Origin of the sequence: Streptococcus sobrinus DSM 20742 = ATCC 33478 (assembly GCF_000686605.1) — a bacterium.
Classification (GTDB): Bacteria; Bacillota; Bacilli; order Lactobacillales; family Streptococcaceae; genus Streptococcus; species Streptococcus sobrinus.
In genome coordinates this window covers 59,975-74,148 of sequence record NZ_JMLC01000004.1, presented here as the reverse complement: position 1 = coordinate 74,148, position 14,174 = coordinate 59,975, and the positions used below count along the sequence as shown (strand labels likewise).

General features: G+C 40.3%; 10 protein-coding genes. 1 reads left to right on the top strand and 9 read right to left on the bottom strand.

All coding sequences use genetic code 11. The annotated features are described in order from the left end of the window. Positions 1-20: 20 nt before the first annotated feature. Positions 21-1,010: an L-lactate dehydrogenase gene (locus BS63_RS0103015; RefSeq protein ID WP_019768616.1), complete on the top strand. Its 990-nt coding sequence runs from the start codon at positions 21-23 to the stop codon at positions 1,008-1,010. A gap of 340 nt (positions 1,011-1,350) precedes the next feature. Here BS63_RS0103015 and nox read toward each other — a convergent pair whose 3' ends face one another. The 9 genes from nox to BS63_RS0102970 all read right to left on the bottom strand — a co-directional run bounded on the left by nox (position 1,351) and on the right by BS63_RS0102970 (position 14,129). Further along, on the bottom strand, positions 1,351-2,721 hold the full coding sequence (gene nox / locus BS63_RS0103010) for a H2O-forming NADH oxidase (RefSeq protein WP_028798424.1): 1,371 nt from the start codon (positions 2,719-2,721) through the stop codon (positions 1,351-1,353). A 298-nt stretch (positions 2,722-3,019) separates the two neighbouring features. Continuing rightward, the gene (locus BS63_RS0103005; RefSeq protein WP_002997993.1) at positions 3,020-3,685 is read right to left on the bottom strand and encodes an ABC transporter permease; all 666 of its coding nucleotides are present in this window, start codon (positions 3,683-3,685) and stop codon (positions 3,020-3,022) included. Next, complete coding sequence (locus BS63_RS0103000; protein ID WP_002960611.1) at positions 3,686-4,621, bottom strand: osmoprotectant ABC transporter substrate-binding protein; 936 nt, start codon at positions 4,619-4,621, stop codon at positions 3,686-3,688. Further along, on the bottom strand, positions 4,621-5,259 hold the full coding sequence (locus BS63_RS0102995) for an ABC transporter permease (protein ID WP_002960609.1): 639 nt from the start codon (positions 5,257-5,259) through the stop codon (positions 4,621-4,623). Before BS63_RS0102995 ends, BS63_RS0103000 begins: the two co-directional genes overlap by 1 nt. Further along, a complete protein-coding gene (locus tag BS63_RS0102990) occupies positions 5,259-6,410 on the bottom strand; it encodes a betaine/proline/choline family ABC transporter ATP-binding protein (RefSeq protein WP_002960606.1) in 1,152 nt (383 codons plus the stop codon). Before BS63_RS0102990 ends, BS63_RS0102995 begins: the two co-directional genes overlap by 1 nt. Positions 6,411-7,938: 1,528 nt before the next feature. Beyond that, on the bottom strand, positions 7,939-10,335 hold the full coding sequence (locus BS63_RS0102985; protein WP_002960324.1) for a glycogen/starch/alpha-glucan phosphorylase: 2,397 nt from the start codon (positions 10,333-10,335) through the stop codon (positions 7,939-7,941). A gap of 95 nt (positions 10,336-10,430) precedes the next feature. Then, positions 10,431-11,870 (bottom strand): glycogen synthase GlgA, encoded by a 1,440-nt coding sequence (glgA, locus tag BS63_RS0102980; protein WP_002960325.1) that lies wholly within the window; start codon positions 11,868-11,870, stop codon positions 10,431-10,433. After that, the gene (glgD, locus tag BS63_RS0102975) at positions 11,867-13,000 is read right to left on the bottom strand and encodes a glucose-1-phosphate adenylyltransferase subunit GlgD (RefSeq protein ID WP_002960326.1); all 1,134 of its coding nucleotides are present in this window, start codon (positions 12,998-13,000) and stop codon (positions 11,867-11,869) included. Before glgD ends, glgA begins: the two co-directional genes overlap by 4 nt. Then, positions 12,990-14,129 (bottom strand): glucose-1-phosphate adenylyltransferase, encoded by a 1,140-nt coding sequence (locus tag BS63_RS0102970; protein ID WP_002960327.1) that lies wholly within the window; start codon positions 14,127-14,129, stop codon positions 12,990-12,992. The genes glgD and BS63_RS0102970 overlap by 11 nt, the downstream gene beginning before the upstream one ends. Positions 14,130-14,174 lie beyond the last annotated feature (45 nt).

Here is a 14,174-nt window from a genome sequence, read left to right as displayed (position 1 = left end):
AATTAAGGAGATGTTTAGACATGACTGCAACTAAACAACATAAGAAAGTCATCCTCGTTGGTGACGGTGCCGTAGGTTCATCTTACGCATTCTCACTTGTTAACCAAGGAATCGCTCAAGAACTTGGTATTATTGAAATTCCACAATTATTTGAAAAGGCTGTCGGTGATGCTCTTGACCTCAGCCACGCCCTTGCATTCACTTCTCCTAAGAAGATTTATGCCGCTAAATACGAAGACTGTGCGGATGCTGACCTCGTTGTTATCACTGCTGGTGCTCCTCAAAAACCAGGTGAAACTCGTTTGGACTTGGTTGGTAAAAACCTTGCCATCAACAAATCAATCGTCACTGAAGTTATTAAATCTGGCTTCAATGGTATCTTCTTGGTTGCGGCTAACCCAGTTGATGTCTTGACTTACGCTACTTGGAAATTCTCAGGCTTCCCTAAAGAACGTGTTATCGGTTCCGGTACTTCTCTGGACTCAGCTCGTTTCCGTCAAGCCCTGGCTGAAAAACTTGATGTCGATGCTCGTTCTGTCCACGCCTACATCATGGGTGAACACGGTGACTCAGAATTTGCTGTTTGGTCACACGCTAACGTAGCTGGTGTTAACCTTGAACAATACTTGGAAGAAAACCAAGGCCTCCAAGGTGACGAATTGGTTAGCTTGTTTGAAGGTGTTCGTGACGCTGCTTACACCATCATCAACAAGAAGGGTGCTACCTTCTATGGTATCGCTGCTGCCCTTGCTCGTATCACTAAGGCAATCTTGGATGATGAAAATGCTGTTCTGCCATTGTCAGTATTCCAAGAAGGTCAATACGAAGGCGTGACAGATTGCTACATCGGTCAACCTGCCATTGTCGGTGCTCATGGTATTGTTCGTCCTGTTAACATTCCTTTGAATGATGCGGAATTGCAAAAGATGCAGGCTTCTGCAACTGAATTGAAGGGAATCATTGACGAAGCCTTCAAGAACCCTGAATTCCAAGCTGCTTCTAAAAACTAAGCCACAAGCCACCGATAAACTAGTTAAAAGAGACTGGGACAGACATCCATGATGGCTGTCCCAGCCTCTTTTCGTTTCTCACAGAAACTCATCCCCCTTAAATCAGAAAATTTCATAGTTACCAGTTTGCTTGACATTTTAGAGAAATAGCGAACGAAGTGAGCTTGATCTAATAGTTTCGCCCTACCGATTACCGTAGTTTATCAGTGATTAAAATCACTGATAAAGGGGATTTCATTGAGTATTAATGCTTTACTTCCATTTCATCCTCTCGGTTCTATTAAGGAAAGAGCAAACTCCCAAAAGCAGCTAACACATTTATTAGCTGCTTTTGTACTTTTTATTTCTCTGCTCCAAGAGCTGCCATGGTAATGTAATTGTAGGGTTTATTAAAATGAGGCAGGAAGAAGATATCCATCAAGGCTAATCTATCAATAGTAACACCTTCTTGAATAGCTAAGGAAAACATGTGAATTCCCATAGAGATATTTTCTTTAGATGCCATCTGAGCTCCCAGAACTCGACGATTGTCCTTATCATAGACAACCTTAAGTGTTACAGGCTCATTCTGTGTCTCCATAAATTCAGGTTTTTGCAAATCGGTAATTTCTGTCACATCGGCATTAAAGCCCAAGCGCCGTGCTTTTTCCAAAGTCAATCCTGTCGAAACCATATTAAGTCCATAAATAGAAATGCCATTAGAACCCTGTACCCCAATTCCTTCTAATTCATGACCAGCGGCATTATGAGCTGCAACAATACCGGTCCGAAGAGCGTTAGAGGCCAAAGCAATATAATTCGTCTCTCCAGTAGCATTATCATAGATAGTCGAACAATCACCGATAGCATAGACATCTTTTATATTGGTCTCTTGTTTCTTGTCAACAATCCAGGCCCCATTGCGAAAAGTTTTGAGTTTGCCTTCACCCAAGGCTGTATTAGGCCGAAAACCAACTGCCATAAGAACCATATCCACATCAAATTCGGCCTTATCAGTAATAATTTTTTCAACCTTACTCTGACCGGAAATTTCCTTAACTGTCTGGCCAAAGGCTAATTCAATACCATGTTCTGAAAGATTTCTAGACATCAAGTCCGTTAGATCCTTATCATAATAGCCTGCCATACAGGTATCAGCTACATCAATAAGGACAACCTCTTTCCCTTTACGTTGGAAGGCTTCAGCTAATTCAACCCCTATATAACCAGCTCCCACAACAGCTACGCGATTAATATTTTTATCTTTAAGTCTTTCAATAATATCCTTAGCATTTTGATAAAGCTTTATAAATTGAAGATTATCCAGAGTTGATTCAAACTCTCTTGAGCCCTCTTTAATAGCAGCCCCTTTGATAGGAGGAAGAATAGGCTGAGACCCAGTAGCCAAAATCAATTTATCATAGGACTCCTGATGTTCCTTGCCATCAACAATGGCAGTGACAACCTTTTTGTCATAGTCAATATGAGTCACAGGTGAATTCATATAAACCTTAGCACCAAGGCTTTCGAGTTCTTCCTTGCTTGAATAAAATAGACCATCACCAGTTGAGATTTGGTTACCAATCCACAGGGCCATACCGCAGCCCAAGAATGAAATATTTGAGTTCTGATCAAAAGTAACAACTTCATTTTCAGAACCATAATGACTCAGAATCGTTTTAACAGCTGCTGTACCAGCATGATTGGTTCCGACAACAACAACTTTTGACATAGCTTATCCAACTTTCTATTAGTGTTACACTTGGAGTCTATCACAAAGTGCAAACGATTACAAAATATTTGCTCAAAGCCTTACACAAAGTAATGAAAAAAGTTTAAAAAATAGATCTTATAGATAAATAAGTTAATGACATCCGATATTTTTACGACTTGCTTCCCCAATCTTTTACAACTGGACTAATCCAGACAGGTATAAACCAAATAACCCTTCCCCTATTTCACAGGCTTCCCTACTACAAGTTACAATAGAGAGACAACGCCAAGAAGCAAGCCAAGAGCTGTTTATCCAGCTAAGTATGGACAGAAGCTCCTTTAGGTTCTAACAATCTTTGAATAAATCCCAAAGCTAAATCTGAAACGACAGCCATCAAAGCCGTTGGCAAAGACCCTGCTAAAATGATCGCTCCGCCATTTGTGGCATTTGTTCCTCGAACAATAATATCTCCCAAACCGCCACCGCCTACAAAGGCACCAATAGCAGTTATGCCTACTGCAATAACCAGTGCATTTCGGATACCTGCCATAATAACGGAAAGCGATAATGGGATTTCTACCATGAATAATCTTTGTAACTTTGTCATTCCCATACCTCTCGCTGCATCAACGAGATCATCGTTAACACTCCTGATACCAGAATAAGTATTGCCAATGATAGGCAGTAAAGAGTATAAGAATACAGTTGCAACAACGGTTTTCATACCCAAGCCCAATCCCAACATAAGAATTGAAATCATAGCCAAGGACGGAATGGTCTGCAGAACATTGGCTATTCCCATAACAACACTTCTTAATCTGCTTCTTCGTGCGATCAAAATTCCCAAAGGAATACCGACAATTGCTGCTAACAGGACACCATATATGGAAATTAGAAAATGTCTAATAAATTGAGTAAAGACGTAATCGCCATTGTGACTGAAATAATAGAAAAACTGCTCCCACATAGTCATATCTTTCATTTAATCACCTGCCTCCCTAAAATAATTATGTTCCCTTAAAAAGTTATGGGCCACAACAGAAGGTTCCAATAATTTATCATCTACCTGATAGTTTAATTGCTGCATCATTTTCAAGTTAATCTTGCCATCTAGACGGTGTAAGACCTTCTTTAACTTGGGGTATTTTCTCAAGAGATTATTGTTAACAACCATTGAAGCTTCATAAGGAGGGAAGAAACGTTTATCATCCTCCAATATCGTTAAGTCATAGCTAGAAATGCGCCCATCAGTTGAATACCCCAGAACTGTCTGCATTTTATCGCTTTCCACTGCGTCATAAACCAGACCAATTTGCATAGGATAGATGCTTTTAAAATTAAAACCATAGGCTTTAGCAAAATCACGGTAGCCATCGCCCTCACGGTTCATCCAAGTGCTGTCCACTCCTACTTTTGCACTTGATTGAACTTTTTTTAAATCAGAAACAGTCTGGAGATTATATTTTTTTGCGTAATCCGATGTTACCATAAAGGCATAGGTATCAGAAAAACCATAAGTCGGGAACCAAGTTTGATCAAATCGCTTTTGAAACTCTTTTTTGACTGTCCTAGAAGCTTTTTGCGGATCCTTTTCCGCCGGCAATGATAAAGTTCCTGTTAAATCTGTCCCTGTATAGCGTATAGAAGCGATATCTGCATCTCCTCTCAAGAGAGCTTGATGCTGAACATTGGCAGAACCCAAGTTTGTAATCAAGGTAGTCTGATAGCCTAATTCATGATTAATTAACTCAGAAATCATATTAGCCATGATACTAGATTCCGTTGATGTCATAGAGGTTATTTTTATATCAACCCCTTGAGATTTTCTCATTGTCTTGTAGCCAACAAAAGACAGCAAAGGAACTAAGATGATAAGGACTAGGCCAATCAGTCGCCAAAACGTCTTTTTTCTTTTCATCACTGCAATGCCTTCCTTTCTTGTCTGGGAACAATATATTTCTCTAACAATCCCAATAAATAATCTGAAACAAGAGATAATAGGATAACTGGTATTGTCCCACCAATAATCAGTTTAGGCTGAAAGAGATTTAAACCGCTGAAAATCAAATCTCCTAAACCTCCAGCACCTATATAAGAAGCCAAAGTTGCCCAAGCAATAACATAAATCGCTGACAGTCTAATCCCTGTCATGATAACCGGCATAGCCAAGGGCAATTCAACTTGAAGGATAGATTGAAGCGGAGCCATCCCCATTCCTTTGGCACTGTCCGTCAAACTAGGATCAACATTCTGAAGGCCGACATAGGTGTTTCTCAAAATAGGTAATAAAGAATAGATAAATAAAGCGGCAACAGCAGGAGCTTTTCCGACTCCAAAAAGAGGAATCATCATAGCCAAAAGTGCTAAGCTAGGAATTGTTTGCAACATTCCAGTGATACCGATAACTATTTTGGCTGTTTTCGGAAATCGTGTCAGAACTGTTCCTAAGGGAATGGCAATAAGAATCCCAAAGGCAAGCGCTAAGGCAGAAATATAAATCTGCTCCCAAGTTTTCACCAGTAATTGATGACCGTATTGCGCAAAAAAGTCATTCATCATTCCACCTCCGTCTCTTCTTCCTGAGTTCCCCAAATAATGTCATACAGCATATCTACCAGAGATGATCGTGTGACAATCCCTTTTAAATGATTTTCTGAATCAACAACCGGAGCGTAATCATGTCCACGTTTCAAGATTTTCTCAGCCGTATCACGAAGAAGATCATCTTCCTTAACATAAAAATTGATTGTAGAAATGACATCGGAAATAAGTAAGTTTTTCTGATAATGCTGCCCTAATGTTTCAATATCAATCCACCCCACCAACTTGTCATCTTCAGTGACCAATAGTGAGTCTACACGCTTTCGCCTCATCAATGCAATTGCTTCAGCAAATGTCTTATCAGGTGTAATAGAAACAGGATTTTTTAGCATCACGGATTTCACAGGAGTGATATCTGCTTGAGCATGCATCAGTCGCTCCTCACCAATCATTTTCTCGACAAATGATGTAGCTGGATGACGCAATAAGCCAGTTGGAGTATCTTTTTGGATCATTTTCCCTTCATTCATGACAACTATTCTGGTAGCCAATTTTAAGGCTTCATCCATATCGTGCGTCACTAGGACAATTGTTTTCCCCATTTTTTCCTGAAGCGATTTCACTAAATCCTGAATCCCTTCACGAGTGATCGGATCAAGAGCACCAAAAGGTTCATCCATTAAAATAATATCCTGATCAGCAGCAAGGGCCCTGATTACCCCGATACGCTGCTGCTGCCCTCCAGACAATTCAGACGGATAGCGTTCTAAAAATTCTTCAGGCAACTCTACCAGTTCAAGAAGTTCTTTAGCTTTAGCCCTTTTAGCTTTTTCGGACCACTTTAAAAGTTTGGGGACCAGTGTAATATTTTCGTAGATTGTCATATGAGGCATGAGGCCAATATTTTGAATGACATAACCAATCTTGCGTCTTAATTCAACGGGATTGAAGTGGCTAATGTCTTCTCCTTTAAAGAAGATAGTTCCATTAGTGGGTCTTAACATACGGTTAATCATTCTCATCAAGGTCGTCTTCCCTGAACCACTTGTACCAATAAAGCAGATAAAATCACCCGGCATAACTTTTAGACTGACATTATCTACAGCTGTATTTCCACTGTAGACTTTACTAACATTTTGAAACTCAATAATAGGTGTATTGTCCATAGCTTCTCCTCATGCTTGAAAATTGAAAACTTGCAATATGCATATATTTTATATTAACATTTCTTCATTGCGTCAAAATGTCATCATTAAAAAAATGTATCATCTTTGTAACACAGACGATACACTGCTTCTATATCTTTCTGTTATGTAAACTTCTATATGATTTGCTAACCGTGTAAAAGTCCCACGAAATTGGTAAAGACAAACAATATAATAGCTGCTATCCTATCGTCTGAAAGATTATGAAGACGCTGTAGGAGTAAAACTTTAAACGCCACCATAAAATTATAGTAAGGACGGTCAATCGTCTTTTACTTGAAGCTTCAAAGTATTCGAGAAGATAGCCGTCAGGATTGGTTCGAATTGTAATATTATTCAAAAATCAGATAGTCTATAATTACCAGTTTGCTAGACATTTTAGAGGGGGAGCGAACGAAAGTAAGCTTGAAGTGATAGTTTCGCCGTAGGGATACGATTAGCAATCACTGTGCGGTTGCTAATCACGGAATTTTCGAGCCCCTATTAAGGGGCTCATCATCAGCAAGGGAGCAAAGACATCAGCTACTAAAGCAGCAAATGTCGCAGTAGTTGACTGCTGTCTTGACACCACTTCAAGGTGCAGCGAAACAAGCTAGTCGCCCTTGCTGGGGTAATCAAATAGTTCGGTGGACTATTTTAGCCCGACACCTTGAAATTGGAAAGTGAGGGACCATGAAGGTTTTGACGACTGTCAAAGCTTTTTCTGTCTGACTCCCTAACGCCAATCTCTATAACGATGGGCTAGCTCCCTCCCTCACTAACTCAATTAGGCCAGTAAAATTGGCTGTCCTAACTTCGTGTCGCCATGAAACGCCTTTGGATTTAACAACCCCTTCCTCAAACGGTTTGTTCTTGCGTCCGCACGACTAACGCCATGGTGTTTTCAAAAACGATGCTCTATTTGAAAATGGAAGAGTCAGGCAGTTAGGTAAGTCTCCCTAGTGCTTACCGTAGCGTATCAGTGATTAAAAATCACTGATAAACTTGCTACGTTAGGAACTATCAAATTTTGAATTTGGTTAAGTATAAATGGTTTGTAAATACAGATTTCAAAAAACTTTGGCACTTTTGAAATCAAGATACTGCCTGCCTTGAACACTAAAAAAGAGAGAATCCATCCGATTCTCTCAACTATATTCTCTTATCACCCACTGTGTAGCTTACAAAGAGCCAATGTGTTTTCATCCCCGCTATACTATGAAAAAGCCCTTCAAATGTTTAGTCTTTGTATAAAGTCTTAATAATCTTACCTTTCCATATATAAGTAAAATTTGTAATGATGGGATTGACGCTTTAACATTGCGCTTACCAACCACCATAAAAAGTGGAAACAAAGTTGAACTCCCAGTACTGTAAGTGACAGTTCCAACAGTCTTCCGGACTGTTAGGAAAAGTGACAAAATTAACCGTACAGAAATAAGACCGTAAAAATGACAATCTTGTCATCCCCATTGTCTCCAACTCTTCAAATGCTAAGCTTTTCAACCCACTACTTTTTTAGTTCCCAAATTTCCTTGGCATACTGCACAATGGTATCATCAGCCGTAAACTTATGAGATTTGGCAATATTTTTCAGTGTAATTTGAGCCCACTCTGCCTTATTACGATAAAGTCGATCAATTTTTTCCTGAGCTTCAATATAAGAATGGAAATCTTCTAATAGGAAGTATTCATCATTGTGTTGGATAAGAGCCTCATAAATCTCCATACCCTCACTTTGAATATTGGGTATCGTACCATTAACAAAACTATCAATCACTCGGTGAATCAGCGGATCATTATCATACAAATCACGTGAATGGTAGTCATTTAATCGGTAATGGTTATAAACAGCATCCTTATCCATACCAAAGATTACAATATTGTCATCACCGACTTCATCCTTAATTTCAATGTTAGCACCATCCAGTGTTGCTAGAGTGATGGCACCAGTCATCATAAACTTCATGTTTGATGTACCCGATGCTTCCTTAGAAGCCAAGGAGATTTGCTCAGATACATCTGCTGCTGGAATAATCAATTCAGCCAGACTAACATTATAGTTTTCTAAGAAGAAGACATGGAGCTTACCTTCTAGGCCTTCATCATTATTGATGAGACTAGCCAGTTCATTGATAATCTTAATAACCGACTTGGCAAAATGATAACCGGGAGCTGCCTTAGCACCAAAAATAAAGACACGCGGTACCATATCCTTATCAGGATTGTCTTTCAAATCCAAATAGAGTTTAATAATATGGAGGACGTTGAGTAGCTGCCGTTTATAAGCATGGAGCCTTTTGACTTGAACATCAAAAATTGCATCCGTTGAAACTTGAAAACCTGTCGTTTCCTTAATATAATTTGCCAGACGTTCCTTAGCGTCCTTCTTTACCTGATAGAAGGTTCCCAGCGCTTCTTGATCATCTAAATAGGTTGAAAGACCCTCTAATTCGTGAATATCAGTCCGCCAACCATTGCCAATAAACTGGTCAATGGCGCTGGACAGTTCAGGTGCTGCAATCTGCGTCCACCGACGGGTTACAATACCGTTTGTCTTATTATTGAATTTTTCTGGATAAAGCTTATAAAAACTCTTGAGGGTATCTTCTTTCAGAAGTTCCGTGTGTAATTTGGCGACACCATTGACAGAATGACCGCCAATGATGGCGAGGTTAGCCATGTGAATTTGGTCATCCTTGACAATACGAGTATTGTTGACAACATCGGCATCATAGCCAGCTTTACCTAGTTCCGCAACAAAACGGTTATCAATTTCTAGGATAATTTGGTAAACCCGTGGAAGAACCTTCTTAAAGAGCTCAGCATCCCATTTTTCTAAGGCCTCTGACATGATGGTATGGTTAGTGTAGCTCATGGTGTTAACGGTTGCCTTCCAGGCCTGGTCCCACTCAAGTCCATAGTCATCAACTAAGAGGCGCATGAACTCAGCAGGTGCCACGGCAGGATGGGTATCATTAATATGGACTGATACTTTCTTGTAAATATCTTCCAGAGGAGTTCCCTGCTTGAGGTAATGCTTAATGATAGTTTGCAGGCCAGCGCTGGTCATGAAGTATTCTTGAATCAAGCGCAATTGCTTTCCTTCAAGAGTCGAATCATCAGGATAAAGGATAGCAGTGATATCTTGGATAGCTCGGCGAGACTCTAAACTTGGATAGAGGCTTTCTTGATCTTCAGGAATTTCCACATCCCAGAGGCGCAGATTATTAACGACATCATTTTGGAAACCAATTTGAGGGACATCATAGGGAACCGCCCGAAGGACCTGACTATTTTGATAGGTTGGCACTAGATTTCCTTCTTGATTTTGCTCTAGGTAGACATCCCCAAAGAGACGAACATCAACAGCATCATGGTCCTTACGGATTTCCCAGACATTCCCTAAGCTGCCAAACCAATCATCCGGCAATTCGACCTGATAACCATCAATAATTTTTTGCTTAAAAAGCCCGTAACGATAACGTAGACCGTTACCAAAACCAGGATAACCAGTCGTTGCAAGAGAATCCATAAAGGCAGCAGCCAAGCGACCAAGGCCACCGTTACCGAGGGCCATGTCGTGCTCTGCATTTTTTACATTTTCAAAATCGACACCTAGTTCAGCAAAGCCCTCTTTTACGACATCAAGAATTCCAAGGTTGAGCAGGTTGGTCTCCAACATACGACCTGGTAGAAATTCAATAGAGAAATAATAGGCTATTTTCTCCTTATTGGCGGTTAAAGCACGATTACGCTCCAACCAAAGAGGAGTATAATACTTACGGATGACTTTAGCCAAGACGGCAAAGAGCTCTCTTGGTGTTGCATCAGGAACCTTAATCAATTGCTCTTCGTGAAGAGTATCTTTAAAATCGCGAATAAATTGGTCTTTACTTAGTGTCATTATTAAATGCCTTCTTATCTAAAATTACTAGGGAGCCGGCAATCTTTATAGAGATTACCAGCTCTTAGTTAGTCCAGTAATATTGACTGTCCTAACTATGTGTCGGAATCTAATTCATGGTAGAGGTCAACATAAGCCTGACTAGCTGTATCCCATGAAAAATCTTGTGACATAGCATGTTCTTGGAGCAACTTCCAGTCATCTTGACGATCAAAGTATGTCTCTAAGGCATATTTTAAGGTCTTGGTCATTAAATAACCTGAAAAACCATGGAAAGAAAAACCAGTTCCGCTTTGGTCAAATTCGTTGTAAGGAATGACCGTATCTTTCAGGCCGCCAACTTCGTGAACCAGAGGTAGGCTACCATATCTCATGGCCATCATTTGTGACAGACCACAAGGCTCAAAGGCTGATGGCATGAGGAAGAGGTCACTTGCCCCATAAATCTGTTGAGCCAGGCCCAAATCAAATGTAATATTGGCCGACAACTTGTCAGGGTATTGGCTAGCAAACCATGAGAAGCTATTTTCATAGTCAGCATAGCCAGTTCCCAAAACAACAATCTGCAAATCAAATTGAAGGATATGCTGGAGCTCGCTAACAACCAGTGAGAAACCCTTTTGGTCAGTCAAACGAGAAACAATCCCAATCAGAGGGACATCATCTCTCACGGGTAGTCCTAGGTGTTCCTGCAACTTGGCCTTATTAACTGCTTTTCCAGATAAATCATCAACAGAGAAAGGGGTAGCCAAATACTGGTCGGTCTCTGGATTAAAGAGGTCCGCATCAATTCCATTGACAATACCAGAAATCTTGCCAGATTCCATTCGCATGATTTGATCCAGTCCCTTACCAAACTCAGGCGTCATAATTTCTTGGGCATAAGATGGCGAAACTGTTGTCACTCGGTCGGCATAAAGCACGGCAGCCTTCATCCAGTTAAGACAGTCATTCCAGCGCAAGGTACCATCAGCATAACGCTCAAAGCCAACTCCAAAGAGTTCCCAGAGCATACCAGCATCAAATTGGCCTTGGAATTCAATATTATGAATGGTGAAGACAGTGCGAATATTCTTATAAGCATTAATCCAATGATACTTTTCCTTAAGTAGAAAAGGAATCATCGCCGTATGGTAGTCATGGACATGGAGGATATCAGGGATAAAGTCAATCTTTTCCATCAGTTCAAGGGCTGCCAATTGGAAGAAGGCAAAGCGTTCACCATCATCCCAATCACCATAAATATGACCGCGGAAGAAATAAGATTGATTGTCTAGAAAATAGAAACTGACACCATCCTGAACTAACTTCTTGACACCAACATACTGGTGGCGCCAGCCGACATTGGTGAAATAATACATGACATCTTCGACCTGATCACCAAACTTACTGTCTACAACATCATAGTAAGGTAAAACTACAGCAACTTCATGTCCCTTTTTAACGAGTGATTTGGGCAGGGCGCCAATAACATCGCCCAGACCGCCAGTTTTAGCAAAAGGAGCCCCTTCCGCTGCTACAAACATGATTTTCATTGAATAATATCTCCAGTAATTTCTTGTCCTTTACCAATAACTAAAGGATTTTCTGCACTGCCTCGCAAGGTCACGCCAGCTGGAACGGTAACTGTTTTATCAACGATAACGTGTTCAAGGACCGAACCTTGGCCAATGGTAACTTTAGGAAAAATGACCGAATCTGATACATTAGCATTTTCATCAATGTAACAAGTCCGTGAAACGATGGAATGATTGACACTACCCTTTATAATTGAACCAGATGCAAATTGTGATCGCTTCACATCCGAACTCGGTGCAAAATAACTAGCTTCTTCATTTTTAACCTTAGTATAAACCCTTTGATTGCTATAGAAGAGAGCGTAGAATTTTTGCGAATCCAGCATATCCATATTGGCATCATAGTAAGACTTGACTGAACTGATATTGGAAAGATAGCCTGTATGTTCAAAAGCCAAAGCTCCAGCCTCAACCAAAAGATCACGTAAGAGGTACCGAATTTTCCTCGGATTTTCTTGCTTAGCTTCTTCTTCCAGCCGCTCAATCAGCCATGGCGTATTGACAACAAATATATCAGCAGACATTGGAACAGGCTCTTCAACACTTTGCAAATCAAGTTTCCCAGTGACATGATCCGTTTCGTCAATCTGCAGAATCTCATTAGAATCTGAAATATGGTCCTTAGAAACCTTCTTATAGACAACCGTAATATTGTGATTGTTAACATTATGCAGATGAATCACTTGCTGTAGGTTAATATTGCAGAGAATATCACTGGACATATAAACAGTTTGATCTGTGTCTGCCCGCTTGAGATAGGTTAAAATTTGTCGGTAATAATCAGAATCTGTAATATGGGTCAGATTGTCATTTTCATAGAAACCGAGGAAGTAATGACTCAAGAGAGTGTTGAGCCCCCATTCGCGTCCAGAGCGAATATGATCAAAGACAGACCGAATATTTTGGCCGCGGAAAATACCATAGACGCTCCGAATACCTGCATTGGCTAAACTAGACAACTGGAAATCTAACAGACGATATTTTCCGTCAAAGGGCAAACTTGCTAAAGGCCGATTTTCGGTCAATTTCCCCATATCATGGTAGCCGACTGCATTTCCTAAGATGGCAGAATATTTATCAATCTTCATTTGGAACCCCCACTACTTCATTATAACCAACAACTTCAACTTCATCACTGCCATCAATGACAACATTTTCACCAATAACAGCTCCTTCACCAACAATAGCTCGAGTAACCTTGGCCCCTTTTCTAATCGTAGCACCACTCATAATAAAGCTATCCTTAATTTCAGCCCCTTCTTCAACCTTAACGCTGGTTGAAAGAATTGAATGGTCAACCCTTCCGGAAACAACACAACCGTCAACAATTAAGGAATCTGCCACTTGAGCTTCTTCTGTAATAAAGTTTGGGGGCGCAATCACATTCTTAGAATAAATCTTCCAGTTACGGTCACGGCTATGGAGTTCATTATCTTCACCAATGTATTCCATATTGGCTTCCCAAAGTGATTCGATGGTACCAACATCTTTCCAGTAGCCGGTAAAATTATAGGTATAGACAGGCTCACCTTGTTCAAGATAGGCAGGAATGACATTTTTACCAAAGTCAGACATATCAATATCATTCTTTTGAGCATCCATCAACATAGCCCGTAACTTCTTCCAGTCAAAAATGTAAATCCCCATGGAAGCTTTGGTTGATTTAGGATGCTCAGGTTTCTCTTCAAATTCAACAATACGATCATTGGTATCAGTATTCATAATACCAAAACGGCTTGCTTCCTTAAGCGGAACATCAATGACAGCAACAGTCAAACTAGCTAAATTATCTTTATGGGTTTGCAACATGTCATCATAATCCATCTTATAGATATGATCACCCGACAAAATTAAGACATATTCGGGATTCATGCTGTCAATGTAATCAATATTTTGATAGATAGCATGGCTAGTTCCTTGGAACCAGCGATTACCTTCCGTTGCTGAGTATGGCTGAAGGATAGTTGCACCACTATCGATTCCATCAAGACCCCAAGCTGAACCATTCCCAATATGATTATTAAGGGCTAAAGGCTGGTACTGGGTGATGACACCAACGTTATTGATGCCGGAATTAGCACAGTTGGAAAGGGCGAAATCAATAATCCGATAGCGACCCCCAAATTGAACAGCTGGCTTAGCAATAGATTGAGTTAGTTTACCCAAACGTGTACCTTGACCACCTGCCAAGATTAGTGCTAACATTTCATTTTTCATAAAAGACTCCTTTCAAAGAGAAATATGAGTTAAAGTGATGAGAGA

Coding starts and splice junctions, on each gene's coding strand:
- BS63_RS0103015 (WP_019768616.1), top strand. CDS start 21: ATGACTGCAACTAAACAACATAAGAAAGTCATCCTCGTTGGTGACGGT.
- nox (WP_028798424.1), bottom strand. CDS start 2,721: ATGTCAAAAGTTGTTGTTGTCGGAACCAATCATGCTGGTACAGCAGCT.
- BS63_RS0103005 (WP_002997993.1), bottom strand. CDS start 3,685: ATGAAAGATATGACTATGTGGGAGCAGTTTTTCTATTATTTCAGTCAC.
- BS63_RS0103000 (WP_002960611.1), bottom strand. CDS start 4,621: ATGAAAAGAAAAAAGACGTTTTGGCGACTGATTGGCCTAGTCCTTATC.
- BS63_RS0102995 (WP_002960609.1), bottom strand. CDS start 5,259: ATGAATGACTTTTTTGCGCAATACGGTCATCAATTACTGGTGAAAACT.
- BS63_RS0102990 (WP_002960606.1), bottom strand. CDS start 6,410: ATGGACAATACACCTATTATTGAGTTTCAAAATGTTAGTAAAGTCTAC.
- BS63_RS0102985 (WP_002960324.1), bottom strand. CDS start 10,335: ATGACACTAAGTAAAGACCAATTTATTCGCGATTTTAAAGATACTCTT.
- glgA (WP_002960325.1), bottom strand. CDS start 11,870: ATGAAAATCATGTTTGTAGCAGCGGAAGGGGCTCCTTTTGCTAAAACT.
- glgD (WP_002960326.1), bottom strand. CDS start 13,000: ATGAAGATTGATAAATATTCTGCCATCTTAGGAAATGCAGTCGGCTAC.
- BS63_RS0102970 (WP_002960327.1), bottom strand. CDS start 14,129: ATGAAAAATGAAATGTTAGCACTAATCTTGGCAGGTGGTCAAGGTACA.